This window comes from Parasalinivibrio latis, assembly GCF_036825535.1.
Classification (GTDB): domain Bacteria; phylum Pseudomonadota; class Gammaproteobacteria; order Enterobacterales; family Vibrionaceae; genus Parasalinivibrio; species Parasalinivibrio latis.
Genome location: NZ_CP098812.1, coordinates 2,204,117 through 2,218,678, shown reverse-complemented (window position 1 = coordinate 2,218,678; position 14,562 = coordinate 2,204,117). Strand labels below are relative to the sequence as shown.

Annotated in this window: 12 protein-coding genes; 9 read left to right on the top strand and 3 right to left on the bottom strand. The window is 51.3% G+C overall.

Features of this window, described 5'->3' with window-relative positions; all coding sequences use genetic code 11:
* The first annotated feature begins 58 nt into the window (after positions 1-58).
* The 4 genes from bioB to bioD are packed head-to-tail and all read left to right on the top strand — an operon-like array spanning position 59 to position 3,770.
* Positions 59-1,111, top strand: a complete 1,053-nt coding sequence (gene bioB, locus NF212_RS10280) for a biotin synthase BioB (RefSeq protein WP_434355268.1) — start codon at positions 59-61, stop codon at positions 1,109-1,111.
* 16 nt (positions 1,112-1,127) lie between these two features.
* Positions 1,128-2,303 carry an 8-amino-7-oxononanoate synthase gene (bioF, locus tag NF212_RS10275; protein WP_434355266.1) on the top strand — a complete coding sequence of 392 codons (1,176 nt, stop codon included), beginning with the start codon at positions 1,128-1,130 and terminating at the stop codon, positions 2,301-2,303.
* The gene (bioC, locus tag NF212_RS10270) at positions 2,288-3,097 is read left to right on the top strand and encodes a malonyl-ACP O-methyltransferase BioC (RefSeq protein WP_434355264.1); all 810 of its coding nucleotides are present in this window, start codon (positions 2,288-2,290) and stop codon (positions 3,095-3,097) included. The genes bioF and bioC overlap by 16 nt, the downstream gene beginning before the upstream one ends.
* On the top strand, positions 3,090-3,770 hold the full coding sequence (gene bioD, locus NF212_RS10265) for a dethiobiotin synthase (RefSeq protein ID WP_434355262.1): 681 nt from the start codon (positions 3,090-3,092) through the stop codon (positions 3,768-3,770). Before bioC ends, bioD begins: the two co-directional genes overlap by 8 nt.
* A 43-nt stretch (positions 3,771-3,813) precedes the next feature.
* Here bioD and NF212_RS10260 read toward each other — a convergent pair whose 3' ends face one another.
* Positions 3,814-3,981, bottom strand: coding sequence for a hypothetical protein (locus tag NF212_RS10260; protein WP_434355260.1), 168 nt, complete (start codon positions 3,979-3,981; stop codon positions 3,814-3,816).
* 373 nt (positions 3,982-4,354) lie between these two features.
* Between NF212_RS10260 and htpX the strand changes: the two genes are divergently transcribed.
* Complete coding sequence (gene htpX, locus NF212_RS10255; RefSeq protein WP_434355258.1) at positions 4,355-5,236, top strand: protease HtpX; 882 nt, start codon at positions 4,355-4,357, stop codon at positions 5,234-5,236.
* Positions 5,237-5,345: 109 nt separating this feature from the next.
* Here the strand turns inward: htpX and gfa are convergent, their stop codons facing one another.
* Positions 5,346-5,918, bottom strand: coding sequence for an S-(hydroxymethyl)glutathione synthase (gene gfa / locus NF212_RS10250; RefSeq protein WP_434355256.1), 573 nt, complete (start codon positions 5,916-5,918; stop codon positions 5,346-5,348).
* Positions 5,919-6,193: 275 nt separating this feature from the next.
* Positions 6,194-7,084: an envelope biogenesis factor ElyC gene (gene elyC, locus NF212_RS10245; RefSeq protein WP_434355254.1), complete on the bottom strand. Its 891-nt coding sequence runs from the start codon at positions 7,082-7,084 to the stop codon at positions 6,194-6,196.
* Positions 7,085-7,200: 116 nt separating this feature from the next.
* Between elyC and cmoM the strand changes: the two genes are divergently transcribed.
* The 4 genes from cmoM to mukB all read left to right on the top strand — a co-directional run bounded on the left by cmoM (position 7,201) and on the right by mukB (position 14,545).
* Positions 7,201-7,974: a tRNA uridine 5-oxyacetic acid(34) methyltransferase CmoM gene (gene cmoM, locus NF212_RS10240; protein WP_434355252.1), complete on the top strand. Its 774-nt coding sequence runs from the start codon at positions 7,201-7,203 to the stop codon at positions 7,972-7,974.
* A 91-nt stretch (positions 7,975-8,065) separates the two neighbouring features.
* The gene (gene mukF, locus NF212_RS10235; RefSeq protein ID WP_434355250.1) at positions 8,066-9,388 is read left to right on the top strand and encodes a chromosome partition protein MukF; all 1,323 of its coding nucleotides are present in this window, start codon (positions 8,066-8,068) and stop codon (positions 9,386-9,388) included.
* On the top strand, positions 9,369-10,085 hold the full coding sequence (mukE, locus tag NF212_RS10230) for a chromosome partition protein MukE (RefSeq protein WP_054675227.1): 717 nt from the start codon (positions 9,369-9,371) through the stop codon (positions 10,083-10,085). The genes mukF and mukE overlap by 20 nt, the downstream gene beginning before the upstream one ends.
* On the top strand, positions 10,085-14,545 hold the full coding sequence (gene mukB, locus NF212_RS10225; RefSeq protein WP_434355247.1) for a chromosome partition protein MukB: 4,461 nt from the start codon (positions 10,085-10,087) through the stop codon (positions 14,543-14,545). Before mukE ends, mukB begins: the two co-directional genes overlap by 1 nt.
* Positions 14,546-14,562 lie beyond the last annotated feature (17 nt).

The window sequence follows — 14,562 nt, the reverse complement described above, 5'->3', positions numbered from 1 at the left end:
AACCAGAATTTGCAGCCCTGTCGGGTGCATCACACGAAGCAAATGTGAGGAAGTCATCGTGGATATTCGGCATAACTGGACAGTAGAGGAAGTTCAGACTCTTTTCGAAAAACCCTTTATGGATCTGCTGTTTGAAGCGCAGCTGGTACATCGTGAACATCATCTGGCAAATGAAGTCCAGGTCAGTACGCTTCTGTCCATCAAGACTGGTGCCTGTCCGGAAGACTGCAAATACTGCCCGCAGAGTGCCCACTACAGAACAGATATAGAAAAAGAACGCTTGTTGGAAGTAGCGCGTGTTTTAGATGCAGCCGAAAAAGCCAAAAGCTCTGGCGCAACACGCTTTTGCATGGGAGCTGCATGGAAAAATCCCAAAGAACGGGATATGCCTTACCTGCTTGATATGGTCCGTGGTGTGAAAAACCTGGGTCTTGAAACCTGCATGACCCTTGGCATGTTGAATAAAGAACAGGCGGACTCCCTTGCTGAAGCCGGATTGGATTACTACAACCACAATCTCGATACCTCCCGCGAAAACTACGGCAATATCATTACAACCCGTACTTATGATGACCGTTTGGATACACTTGCCCATGTGCGGGATGCAGGCATGAAAGTCTGCTCCGGTGGTATTGTCGGGCTGGGTGAAGACAAGCGTGATCGCGCAGGGCTTCTTATGGAGCTGGCAAACTTGCCACGGCATCCTGAAAGTGTGCCGATCAATATGCTGGTCAAGGTGAAAGGTACGCCGCTTGAAAACGTGGATGACCTCGATGCATTTGATTTTATCCGCACCATCGCAGTGGCTCGGATTATGATGCCGGCTTCAGCGGTTCGTTTATCTGCGGGTCGCGAAAAGATGAATGAACAAATGCAGGCGCTTTGCTTTATGGCTGGAGCGAATTCTATCTTCTATGGCTGCAAACTACTCACGACGCCAAACCCAGACGAAGATGAGGACATGCTGTTGTTCCGCAAACTGGGTATTAACCGCCAGGAACGGGTGCAAAAGCCGGATCAAGTGCAGGAGTCTGAACTGAGAGATCAGGTCGCTGAAAGGTTGGCTGCACGCCCTTCAAAAGACGATATCTTCTACGACGCATCTCTGTAAACAGGCAGTTGTACTGATGGGAAGTGGATTTTTTCGCAGAATCAATGATGCCCTGACAGCCCGGAAAGAATCCGGGCTTTACCGCTATCCGCCTACCGTAGAACGGGTAGACGGCCACTTTATGGACTCGGGCGGAAAACGTTACCTCAATTTCTCATCCAATGATTACCTGGGGCTGGCCGGGACGCCTGATGTTTGCCGTTTCTGGCAAGAAGGGGTATCCCGCTATGGAGCAGGCAGTACGGCTTCGCCGTTGGTAACCGGTTACTCATCACCTCATGCTGATTTGGAACGGATGTTGTGCGACTGGCTGGGATTTGAAAGTGCAGTGCTTTTTAATTCCGGATTTGCCGCTAACCAGGCCGTTATCTTTACCCTTTGTGATAAAGAAGATCTTGTTATCCAGGACAAGCTCAATCATGCCTCCCTGATGGAAGCGGGAATGCTAAGCCCCGCCAGAATGAAGCGTTTTCGGCACAACGATACGGAAAGCCTTTCTGCTGCATTGAGCTGCACAGTAACTGGCAACAGACTCGTTGTTACTGAAGGGGTGTTCAGTATGGATGGAGATAAATCCCCATTGTCCGAGATAGCGACGGTTGCCAGACATCATGACGCCTGGCTGATGGTTGATGATGCTCATGGGATTGGTGTGCTTGGGGAAGATGGCTCTGGGAGTTGCAGGTCAGCAGGCATCAAGCCCGACATATTGGTTGTCACTTTTGGCAAGGCATTTGGGTTAATGGGTGCTGCTGTTTTGTGCCAAACAGAGACAGCAGACTACCTCCGTCAGTTTGGGCGCCATTACGTCTATTCTACAGCAATGCCGCCGGCACAGGCATACACGATACGCCGCACAGCCGAAATAATTCAGACTCAGCAATGGCGACGGGAAAAACTGTCTGAGCTCAGTGCTGTCTGGGAGGAGGCACTGTCTGGGATCCCTGGGGCAACACATACAAACACGCCTATCAAGCCGGTTATTGTAGGGCAGTCAGAACCGATGCTTCGGCTTTCAGAGTATTTAAGACAGAAAGGCTATTGGGTGGGTGCCATCCGGCCTCCAACTGTACCGGCAAATAAAGCCCGGCTCCGGGTGACGTTGTCTGTGTCCCAGCCCAAAGTTGCTGTGCTGGCATTGGCCGGTGAGATCAAAAACATGCTGGAGGGTGAGCAATGTCTGCCATCCTGAAGGTTGAAAACCAGAACCTGATGCGGCCGGGTAACAAGCTGGCGATTGCCAGGGCATTCGGACGGGCCGCTGAGACCTATGACAACAGCGCAGCATTCCAGCGTGAAGTGGCTGACCGGTTAATTGCAGGTTACTCTGGCTTGACCGGACAATCAGGGCTGGATGTCGGGTGTGGAACGGGTTATTGCGTGGAGAGGTTGGCGAACCTTGGGGCAAGAATGACAGCTTTGGATTTATCTCCGGAAATGTTGGAGAAAACGGCTGGGCGCTGTTCAGAAGTGCTCTGTACCCAAGGTGATGCTGAATCTATTCCATTTCTTGATAACAGCTTCGATTTTGCCTTTTCTTCACTGGCATTGCAGTGGTGTGATGATCTGGCTATACCCCTTTCTGAAATGAAGCGAGTGGTGAAGCCTGGTGGAAAGATTTATTTTTCAACCCTGGCAGATGGATCGCTTTGGGAGTTAAAAAAGGCTTGGCAGGCCGTTGACTCAGATCAACATGTTAACCAATTTCTAACCCAGGGCCAGATAAACCTTGCGCTGGCTCAATCCGGGTTGTGTCCTGATACCCTAGACTTTTCTGACATTGTCACCTTGTATCCATCCGCTGTTAGCTTGATGCGAGACCTCAAAGGGATAGGTGCAACACATATTGAAAGCCGTCAGAACCGTGGGTTAGGCGGTAGAACACAAATAAAGGCACTGGAAAGTGCTTACCGCAAAAACACCGTGGAATGTGGCAGTTTACCAGCGACATACCGTGTGTGTTTTGGAGTGATAACGAATGAATAACGTCTTTTTCGTTACAGGGACAGACACTGAAGTTGGTAAAACCGTTGCTTCAAAGGCAATTATGCAGGCAGCAGCAGTTAAGGGATTCTCGGTTGCCGGATATAAACCGGTTGCTGCTGGAAGCAAGGAAACAGAAGAAGGGTGGCAAAACAGTGATGCCATTCACCTGCGTCAGGCTTCAAACATCGAACTGAGCTACAGCGAAGTTAATCCATGCCTTCTGGACACTCCGGCTTCACCGCATATTGCCGCGGCGACAGAAGGGAAAACGGTAGATTTCGAAATGCTGGATAAAGGCTTGCTCGCCCTGCGTGAGAAAAGTGAATTCACCCTTGTAGAAGGTGCAGGCGGTTGGCGGGTGCCGGTCACAATGGACAATGCGCTGTCTGACTGGGTTATTCCGCACAAGTTGCCGGTTATTCTAGTGGTAGGGGTAAAACTTGGTTGCTTGAACCACGCATTACTGACAGCGGAAGCAATTCGCCATGACGGGTTAGAGCTGGTGGGCTGGGTAGCAAACCGGGTCAATCCGGGCACCGATCACTACGCGGAGATTATCGAAACGCTGGAGCATAAACTCGGAGCGCCAAAGCTGGGTGAAATTCCCTATATGCCGGGTATAAAGCGTCGCGACTTGAGTGGATTTATTGATTTGTCCTGTCTGGGCGTATAAAAAAGGCTGCTATCCGCAGCCTTTCTCTTTAGCAAGCCAATTCTTAACGCTCGTCCCGGTGAATACCGAGAAGACTTTCCTGAACCTCAGCGATTTGACGTGAACTGTCATCCATTTCCAGTCCAAGCTCTTTACAAGCTTCGTCAAAGCTCATACCCAGGTGACAACACATAATGTCGATGGCGACACGATAGTTATCTTTGTTAGACATCTTGCTCTCCTTAAGCCTTGATTTACCGGCTTATCCTGCCGGTCAACAGGTTGCAATCTGAATTGTTCCACTGGTCAGGGAACATCTTTCCAGCCCGCCTATACATCCCTGCAATGTATTTCAATTATAACCTGGCTAATTGATGTTAACGTTTGGGGCCAGCCTGACTTAAATACAGGTAACAAATGCTATCAGATTGTGTTTCGAGGTTACTCCTCTGTAGTGACACGGACAATACGACCAAAGTAGCAATTGTCATAATCGTGAAAAGGGTAACAATTTGCGACAGAGACTTGTTTTTGCCAGCTCTGACCCTACTATTCAGTTATTGAGATAAGCAACGAACGCTTTTTCTATCGGAGAATTCAAACAAATGAAACGTATAGCCTTGTTTTTGGCTACCAACTTTGCCGTACTGATTGTATTCAGCATTATCCTGAATATTGTCTACGCAGTAACCGGAATGCAACCGGGCAGCCTGTCTGGCCTATTGTTAATGGCGGCGCTGTTTGGTTTTGGTGGTTCAATCATCTCACTAATGATGTCGAAGTCTATGGCACTGCGTTCCGTAGGTGCAATGGTGATTGAACATCCGCGTAATGAAACTGAACACTGGCTGATGAGCACCGTTTCCCGCCAGGCGCAACAGGCCGGTATCGGTATGCCAACAGTCGCGATTTATGATTCGCCTGACATCAACGCATTTGCCACAGGTGCGCGTAAAAACGATTCCGTGGTGGCGGTGTCCAGCGGCCTTCTGCATGGTATGACGCGCGACGAAGCTGAAGCAGTGCTTGCCCACGAGGTAAGCCACATTGCTAATGGTGACATGGTAACCATGACCCTGATGCAGGGGGTAGTGAACACCTTCGTAATCTTTATCTCGCGCATTATTGCCAGCGTGGTCAGCGGTATGAACAGCAATGATGAAGATGGCGAATCTGGCGGCAGCTTTATGACTTACTTCATCGTATCGTCAATTATGGAAATCCTTTTCGGTTTCCTGGCGAGCATTCTGACCATGTGGTTCAGCCGTCACCGTGAATTTAAAGCGGACGCCGGTTCAGCGCATCTTGTTGGCAAGCAGAAGATGATTGCGGCACTTGAGCGCCTTCGCATGAGCCAGGAGTCACATCTGGAAGGCTCGATGATGGCTTTCGGGATTAACGGTAAGAAATCCCTGAGTGAGCTTTTCATGACTCACCCGCCATTGGAAAAGCGTATCGATGCGCTGCGCAAAGGCGAATACCTGTAAGCCCTTCAACAGGGATGGACATAATGAAGCGGCACCGAGAGGTGCCGCTTTTTTTGTAGAAGCTGTTCTTTACCTGCCAACAGCTGCGATGCAGCATCGAAAATGAGCCTTAGTTCAAGACACCACGCTGTTTAGCGACATGCGTGGCAATTGCATCCATTAAGGGTGGTGAGAGACAGTCGTATGGTTCCAGGCCAAGTTCTTTCAGCCGGTTACGAATCGCGTCCATCTGATCCGGCGGTGTGCCGGTTTCGATAATAGAAGAAACAAAGGCTGCAAACTCTGGTGCAGACCAACCGTCAGCACTCGACAGCTCGGTATGGATAAAATCCAGTCCATAAAAGGGATGATTGGTATCTTCAATCCGCCCGTACATATGTGTACCGCATCCAGTGCAAGCATGACGTTGAATCGCTGCTGACTCATCGATAATTTTCAGCTTGTCTTCGTGAGACGTGACGCTGAGGGAATCACGGGAAACCACAGCGACCTGCGAAAATGTTGCACCATCAGGTTTCCAGCATTTAGAACAACCGCATACATGATTGTGTGCCGACTGTGAGGTTACCGTGACGATAACCTTGTCAGAAGGACATTTACACAATAGCTGACCACCACTGAACCCGTCTGTCTGTGTTTGTGCAACACCTTTGTCGACACTGGGATGAATCGAAATCGTCATAGGAAATACCTTTGCAATGATTGATTTCAAGCCCTGCCACATAGCGTGACCTCCTTGTGAGCCCCGTTAAAGAGGCTTTGGTTCTTGCTGGGCTGCATGTAGCGCACCCAAACATTCCGTTGTAGAAAACGGGATTAGTGGTTATAGGTTAGGCACCCAGACGAGGACAGAAAGTCAAAAGACTATTGCGCACGGGTGACGGCGTGGGGGCAGGGAGCATGAGGTATAAAAAAGCGGAAGCCTCTGCTTCCGCTTTCGTTCGCTATGTCTGTTGTTTATTGAGCGCCGGAGGCCGGAGCTGTCAGCGGAGCAGGCACTTGCTCCGGTGATGGGGATTCATCCGCTTCCGTCGGCTCAGTTACCTGGACTGGCTCGGGTGCTTTCTTTTCTGTGGCGAATATGTTCAGTACCGTGTCTCGCCATTTGAGCCAGACTCGTCCCAGCGTCTCGTGCCAATACCGCTCGAACTGCTCCATATACTGGGCTTTCGGCGTGTATTTAATCCATGGCTGTTTGATCTCTTTCTGAGCCAGGAAGTTTGTAGGGGCTGGAATAGGTTCAAGACCCATGAGGTGGAACTCATCCAGAGCGCGTGGCATGTGGCTGGCGGATGTCACCAAAACCAGCCGGGAATTCCCGACAACCGTACTTGCCTGATAAGCTTCCTCTGCGGTGTCTTTGGCGGTTTCCAATAGCAGGATCTGGTTTTTGTTCACGCCCAGAGCCATGGCCACCCTTGCCAGCATTCGCGCATGGCTGACTTCATAGCCGCCGTCATAACCCGAGAGGATCATCTTCGAGTTGGGATACAGACGGTGTATCCGGATCCCTTCCGCCAAGCGCATCAATGCGGCCCGAGAGAGCTCTGATGTAGACGGTATTTCGTCATCGACGACGTGGCTGTTTCCCAGCACCATCACAAAATCAACGGGACCGTTATCCGGTGGAAGGAAGCCTTTGTATTCTCTTTCCAGCGGCATCAACAGCGAAGAGGAAAACGGCTGAAATGAAATAAGGCCAATCCCGACCAGTGAAAACACCAAAAACAACGAAGCCAGCCATTTTCGGTTGGATAACCAGAGGACCAACAATCCAATAAATCCGATTATAAGCAGGGCGGGGAGGGGCATTATGAAGGCGGTGATTATTTTTTTAAGTTCAAACATCCGTAAGTCGCCCGAATATTAACCAAACGAGGGGTATTTTGCGGCACAAGGCTTTATTACGTGCGCGCATATGAGAAAATACACCACACAAGACCATCATCATAGCGAAACCGACCGTGACTGGGGATAGAAATTTCGACGACCTCGCCCACAAATTTGTTAAAAACATATACGGCTCTGGGAAGGGAGATATCCGCCAGCGTGTTGTCTGGGAAGACATTGAACAGATACTGAAAACGGTAACCAGCGAACACCCGTTACATATACTGGATGCCGGCGGCGGTCTGGGCCAGCTTTCACGCCAGATGGCAAGACTTGGTCACCGCGTTACGTTATGTGATATTTCCTCAGAAATGCTCGCATTGGCGCAAAAAGAAATTGATGCCGACGGTCTGACGGATCAATATCGCCTGATTCACTGCCCCGCACAGAGTGTTGGCCAGCATATTGATGAGCCTGTCGATATTGTACTTTTCCATGCGGTGATGGAGTGGTTGGCAGATCCCAAGCCAGTACTGCAATCCTTGTTGGATATAGTGCGCGTGGGGGGAGCGGCATCCGTCATGTTTTATAACCAGCATGGTCTGGTGTTCAAAAACCTGATATGCGGAAACCTGGAGCATGTGATGAATGGCATGCCCCATAAAAAAAGGTTCAAGCTTCAGCCGCAGAAAGGATTGTTGCCTGAAGATGTATATCTTTGGATTGAAGAGTCAGGTTTTGATGTTAAAGGTAAAACCGGTGTCAGAACTTTCCACGACTACATGCAAAAGACGCGTACCGGAGAGTACACTTTTGAGCAGGTCCTGGAGCTTGAATCCCAGCTTTGCCGTCAGGAACCGTACCTTTCATTGGGTCGGTACATCCATACCTGGGCAGTAAAGCAATAAATTATTTTGTGCTGCGGTGAGTCGATTCCCTCAACGCAGCTCGGCGAAACAAAATGTGCAAAATCATAATTATTAACAACAAGGAAAACGGATGAACAACACTGAGCAGACCGTTCCCGAGTTGGTTGGTTGGGTGAAGCAGCATGATTTCTCGCTCGCTCTCCCTGCGGAACGTCTGGCTTTTTTACTTGCGATCTCCGTCCTCAGCGGTGATCGGTTTGATGAAGAGCTGGGTGAAAGTGACCTGATTGATGCGTTTCGAATTATTAGCGAAACCTTTGAACAGTCGCCGGAAACCATTGGTTTTCGTGCCAACAATGCTATCAATGATCTGGTGGCCCAGCGCCTGCTGAACCGCTTTACCAGTGAAATGACCGAAGGGGTTAGCATTTATCGCCTGACCCCACTGGCACTTGCCATTACCGACTATTACGCCCGCCAACGCGAGTATTCTTCGCTGAAGCTGTCTATTCAGCTTTCGATGGTGGCTGATGAAATTGAAAAGGCGCTGAAGGCTGCCGCTGAAGGCGGTGATGCAAACTTCTGGCGTAAGAAAGTTTACGGTGTACTGAAATTCTCAGTAGCTGAAATTTTTGACCGAATTGATCTTAACCAGCGGGTTATGGATGAGCAGCAGCAACAGGTGAAAACCGATATTGCTGCGCTGTTGACCCAGGACTGGCAAGCTGCGATTGCCAGCTGTGAATACCTGTTGAGTGAAACGTCTGCCAACCTTCGTGAGCTGCAGGACACGCTGCAGGCGGCCGGAGATCAGCTTCAGACTCAGCTGCTGCGTATTCAGGAATTGACCTACGGCCGGGATGACCTCGACTTTGTCGACGGTATGATCTACAGCCTTCAACACAAACTGGACCGCATAATCAGTTGGGGTCAGCAGGCGATTGATCTCTGGATTGGTTATGACCGCCACGTTCATAAGTTTATCCGTACCGCGATCGATATGGATAAGAACCGCGCCTTCAGCCAGCGCCTTCGCCAGTCTGTTACAGACTACTTCGATGCACCATGGTTCCTGACGTTTGCGGATGCTGAGCGTCTTCGCGATATGCGTGATGAAGAGCTGGTGCTACGTGACGACGAAGTCACCGGACATGTGCCGGTTGAAACCGAATTCGAAGAGCTGACCGTGGTGTCAGACATGCTTTCCGAACAAATTGCGGAGATGCTCAAACATCATCGTCAAACCGGAGAGCCGATTGATCTGGGACGCGTGCTGAAAAACTACCTCGCACAATATCCACACGCCCGACACTTTGATCTTGCCCGCCTGGTAATCAACCAGGCTGTCCGCCTTGGATACTCCGAATCAGACTTCGGAGCAATTCAGCCGGATTGGCAGGAAATCAACGAATATGGGGCCAAGGTACAAGCAAATGTCATCAACAAATATTGAAGAATTTATGCCGGAAAAGCTGGCGCAGGCAATTGCCAACCCACTGTTCCCGGTACTTGATAGTGCGCTGCGTGCTGGCCGCCATATTGCCAGCGAAGACATGGACAACCATGCATTCCTGCTTGATTTTGAAAACGAGCTGTCGCTGTTTTACCAGCGTTATAACTGTGAGCTGGTCCGGGCACCGGAGAACTTTTTCTACCTCCGTCCGCGTTCAACCAGCCTGATTGGCCGGAGCGTCCTGTCTGAAATGGACATGCTGGTGGGCAAGGTGTTGTGTTTCCTATTCCTGAGCCCGGAACGTCTGGCGCAGGAAGGTATCTTCACGCCAAAAGAGCTGTTTGACGAACTGGTTTCCCTGGCGGATGAGAAAAAGCTGATGAAGCTGGTAACCAACCGTGCCACAGGCTCTGACCTCGACCGCGAGAAACTGTTCGACAAAGTGAAAACCTCACTTCGCCGATTGCGCCGTCTGGGTATGATTGTGCCTGTGGGTGATGCCGGTAAGTTCCGTGTCAGTGAGGCGACATTCCGCTTTGGTGCTGAAGTCCGCACTGACGAAGACATCCGTGAAGCGCAGCTTCGCCTGATCCGGGACGGTGAAGCCGTGATCCACAACCAGGAACACAATCAGACCAGCCTAGGTTTTGAAAGCGACGATGAACCCGATGCCACCCTTGGCGGGGAGGAAGAATAATGATCCAACGCGGTAAGTACCAGTCTCTCACCATGGTGAACTGGAACGGCTTTTTTGCCCGCACCTTTGATATTGATGCCTTGGTGACAACGCTTTCCGGAGGCAACGGTGCCGGTAAGTCCACCACCATGGCGGCATTTATCACCTCCCTGATACCGGACCAGACGCTGCTGCACTTCCGAAATACCACGGAAGCCGGCTCGTCAAATTCATCCCGAGACAAAGGCTTGCACGGCAAGCTGCGCCCGGGTACCTGTTACGCCGTACTGGATGTGGTGAACTCCCGTAAGCAACGCGTGATGTTTGGCGTTAAGCTCCAACAAGTTGCCGGCCGTGATAAGAAAGTGGACATCAAGCCCTTCCTGATTCAGGGTCTTCCTGCGGCAGTCAAACCGACAGAAGTGCTGGTCGAAACCATTTCCGACAGCCAGGCTCGTGTCCGTCAGGTTACCGAGCTTAAAGAAGTAGTCAGCAAGTACGAAGGCGCGCATTTCAAAGCCTTCAACTCTGTGACTGACTACCATGCGCAGATGTTTGAATTTGGTGTCTTGCCGAAGAAACTGCGTACACCGGCCGATCGCGGCAAATTCTATCGCCTGATTGAAGCATCGCTTTACGGTGGTATTTCCAGTGCAATTACCAAATCACTGCGAGATTACCTGTTGCCGCAAAATGGCGGGGTAAAGAAAGCCTTCCAGGACATGGAATCAGCGCTGCGTGAAAACCGCGCAACCCTGGATGCCATCAAGGTAACCCAGCGTGACCGGGACCTGTTCAAGCACTTGATTACCGAAGCCACAAACTATGTAGCGTCGGATTACATGCGCCATGCCAATGACCGTCGCCAGAAGCTTGAACAAACTCTCAAGCTGCGTGGTGAACTCATGGCAACCCGCACCCAGATTTCAACCTCCCAGGACACCATCCTTCGCCTGAGCGAAGAAAAAGAAGCGCTGGATGATCAGCATTCCATGCTGGAACAGGATACTCAGGCAGCATCCGACCACCTGCAACTGGTGCAGACTGCGCTGCGTCAGCAGGAAAAAATCACTCGCTATGAGGAAGATCTTGAAGAGCTGAATATCCGCCTTGAAGAACAAATCATGGTGGTGGAAGAGGCGGCTGAACAACTCGCGATGGCTGAGGAGCAGTCGCTGCTGAGCGAAGATGAAGTTGACAGCCTGAAAACCCAGTTGGCTGACTACCAGCAGGCACTGGATATCCAACAAACCCGAGCACTCCAGTACCAGCAAGCGGTGACCGCACTGGAAAAAGCCCAGGAAGTGTCCGGCAATGAATCGCTGTCTGCTGAAAATGCACACGACGTCCTGACCACGCTGAAAGCGGATGAAGAGACGCTGACCAACACCCTTCTTGCGCTTAAGCACAAGGTAGACATGGTGTCAGCGGCAGCCAAACAGTTTGACCGAGGCCTTGCCCTTGTAGAACAGATTGCCGGCACAGTGGCTCGTACTGATTTAGCCGCAAAAGCCCGTGAAATTCTGGTTGAAGGCCGCAGCAAGGCACAACTTGTTGAGCGCGGTGAGCAAATGCGCGCCCAGTTCCGTGACCTTGAACGCGGTGTTCGCCAACTGCGTCAGGCCCGTGAGTTTTCTGAAAGTTACCTGAAGAAATTCAACGTGGCTGTTCGTGATGAAATGTCGCTGGAGCAGGAACAGGCCCGCCTTGAGGAAACCCTTGAACAAAGCCAGATGACGCTTGAACATCATCATGAAAATGGCCGCGACCTCAAACAGAAATCTTCTGTGGTAGAAGGCAAGATCCGCGAGCTTGAAGCCCGTGCCCCGGGATGGATTGCAGCTAACGATGCCCTTGAAAAGCTTGTGGAACAGAGCGGCCGGGCCATGGCTGACAGCCAGGCAGTGATGGAAGCGATGCAGGAAACGCTGGATAAAGAGCGTGAAGCATCCAACTCCCGCGACCAACTGGCAAGTCGTAAAGAAAAGCTGGAAAAAGAGATCGAACGTCTGGCACAGCCGGGCGGCAGCAATGATGCACGTCTCCAGTCACTGGCCGATACCCTTGGCGGTACGCTGCTGTCAGAGATCTATGACGATATCACGCTCGATGATGCGCCTTATTTCAGTGCCCTTTACGGCCCGGCGCGTCACGCTATCGTGGTGCCTGACCTGCGTGGTGTAAAAGAAAAACTGGTTAACCTGGATGACTGTCCGGATGACCTTTATATCATCGAAGGTGAAGCTGACGGTTTCGATGACAGTGTGTTCGATGTGGAAGAGCTGGAAGGGGCGGTTTGTGTTCACCTGAATGACAGACAGCTTCGTTACTCCCGCTTCCCTAAAGTGCCGTTGTTTGGCCGTGCTGCCCGTGAACACCGATTGGAGTTGTTGCGTGATGAGCGTGAAGACGTGGTTGAAGGCCATGCCAAAGCGGCATTCGATTCACAAAAACTTCAGCGCCTCTATCACAGCTTTAACCACTTTGTGGCAAACCACCTGTCTGTGGCGTTTGATGCAGATCCGGAGCAGGCGCTGAAAGTAGCCCGTGAAGAGCGTAACCAGATTAATCGCGCTCTCACCGACAGCCAGGATCAGGAAAACCAGATCCGAAGCCGTTTCACTGCCGCGAAAGAAGCCATTGCCCTGCTGGGTAAACTGTCTCCGGTGGTGGGTACGCTGGAAGATGAAACGCTGGAAGCCCGCTTTGAAGAAGTGGAAGCACAGCTCAATGTACTGGATGAAGCTCGTTTCTTCATGAACCAGCACGGTAAAGCGCTGGCTGAACTGGAGACATTGGTTTCTCACCTTGATGCTGACCCGGAACAGTTTGAAGTAATGCAAGCGGCTTATCAGGAAGCGGATGAAGCCCTGCAAGCACACAAGCGTGTACTGTTCGCCGTTGCTGATTTGGCAGAGCGACGTCACCACTTTGGCTATGCCGATGCGGTAGCGTTGCTGAGCAAGAGCTCCGAGCTGAATGAGCAACTGAAAACCAAACTGGCTGAAGCTGAGCGCAACCGTGCCCGCAGCCGTGATTCTCTTAAACAGCTGCAAGGCCAGGTTAACCAGTACAACCAGGTTCTTGCATCCCTCAAGAGTTCGCATCAGGCAAAACAGGAAACTCTGGCAGAATTCCGCCGTGAACTGGCTGACTTTGGTGTCCGTGCGGATGCCGATGCTGAAGAGCGTGCCCGTCAGCGCCGTGAAGACCTTCACAACCAGTTGATGCAGGTACGTGCGCGTATCAGCGAACTGGCCAAGTCGCTGACTGCCCTTGAGCTGGAGCTGAAAGGTGCCCTCAAGAGTGTCAGGAAAGTTGGCAAGGACTACGTTGAGCTGCGTAAGTTTGTGGTCAATGCCAAAGCCGGATGGTGCCAGGTACTTAAACTGGCTCGTGACGCGGGCGTTGAGAAACAACTGAACCGCCGTGAAATGGCATATATGTCTGCTCAGGAACTGCGCTCGTTGTCGGATAAATCCCTCGGTGCACTGCGTCTTGCCGTAGCGGACAACGATGATCTGCGTGATGCCCTTCGCCAGTCTGAAGACAATGCGCACCCAGAACGCAAGGTACTGTTCTATATCGCGGTGTACCAGCACCTGCGCCAGCGTATCCGTCAGGATATCATCCGTACTGACGATCCAATCGAAGCTATCGAAGAGATGGAAGTCGAGCTGGCCCGTCTGACCGAAGAACTGACAGCCCGAGAGAAACAACTGGCAATCAGCTCTGAGTCGGTGGCGAATATCATTCGCAAGACCATCCAGCGCGAGCAGAATCGTATCCGATTGCTCAACCAGGGATTGCAGAACATTAACTTCGGACAGGTGGCCGGTGTCCGTCTGCGTGTTAACGTTCGTGAAAGCCATTCCCAGTTGCTTGCAGGCCTGGCTGAAAACGCGCACATGCACCAGGATCTGTTCGGTAACAACCGTCTGTCATTCTCGGAAGCGATGGCGAAACTGTTCCAGCGCCTGAACCCGCATATCGACATTGGCCAGCGCACGCCACAACTATTCGGCGAAGAGCTGCTAGACTACCGCAACTACCTGGAACTGGGTATCGAAGTTAACCGTGGTACTGACGGCTGGCTGCAGGCTGAATCCGGTGCACTGTCTACCGGTGAGGCGATTGGTACCGGTCAGGCAATCCTGCTGATGGTTGTACAGAGTTGGGAAGAAGAGTCCCGTCGACTGCGTGGCAAGGGTGTTATTCCATGCCGCCTCCTGTTCCTCGATGAGGCAGCACGTCTGGATGCGAAGTCCATCGCGACGTTGTTTGAGCTGTGTGACCGCCTGGATATGCAGCTTCTGATTGCGGCACCGGAGAACATCAGTCCTGAGCAGGGCACAACCTACAAGCTGGTTCGTAAGATTTTCAATGACCGGGAACACGTGCATGTCGTTGGTCTGCGTGGTTTTGCCAATCAGCCCAAAATCGCATCCATAACAGAAGAACCTGTTCAGGAAGCAAGTTAAGTAATATCTTCAAAGCC

What these genes read in the sequence shown, in the direction of transcription:
- bioF (WP_434355266.1), top strand. Translation starts at nt 1,128, where the DNA reads ATGGGAAGTGGATTTTTTCGCAGAATCAATGATGCCCTGACAGCCCGG.
- bioC (WP_434355264.1), top strand. Translation starts at nt 2,288, where the DNA reads ATGTCTGCCATCCTGAAGGTTGAAAACCAGAACCTGATGCGGCCGGGT.
- bioD (WP_434355262.1), top strand. Translation starts at nt 3,090, where the DNA reads ATGAATAACGTCTTTTTCGTTACAGGGACAGACACTGAAGTTGGTAAA.
- NF212_RS10260 (WP_434355260.1), bottom strand. Translation starts at nt 3,981, where the DNA reads ATGTCTAACAAAGATAACTATCGTGTCGCCATCGACATTATGTGTTGT.
- htpX (WP_434355258.1), top strand. Translation starts at nt 4,355, where the DNA reads ATGAAACGTATAGCCTTGTTTTTGGCTACCAACTTTGCCGTACTGATT.
- gfa (WP_434355256.1), bottom strand. Translation starts at nt 5,918, where the DNA reads ATGACGATTTCGATTCATCCCAGTGTCGACAAAGGTGTTGCACAAACA.
- elyC (WP_434355254.1), bottom strand. Translation starts at nt 7,084, where the DNA reads ATGTTTGAACTTAAAAAAATAATCACCGCCTTCATAATGCCCCTCCCC.
- mukF (WP_434355250.1), top strand. Translation starts at nt 8,066, where the DNA reads ATGAACAACACTGAGCAGACCGTTCCCGAGTTGGTTGGTTGGGTGAAG.
- mukE (WP_054675227.1), top strand. Translation starts at nt 9,369, where the DNA reads ATGTCATCAACAAATATTGAAGAATTTATGCCGGAAAAGCTGGCGCAG.
- mukB (WP_434355247.1), top strand. Translation starts at nt 10,085, where the DNA reads ATGATCCAACGCGGTAAGTACCAGTCTCTCACCATGGTGAACTGGAAC.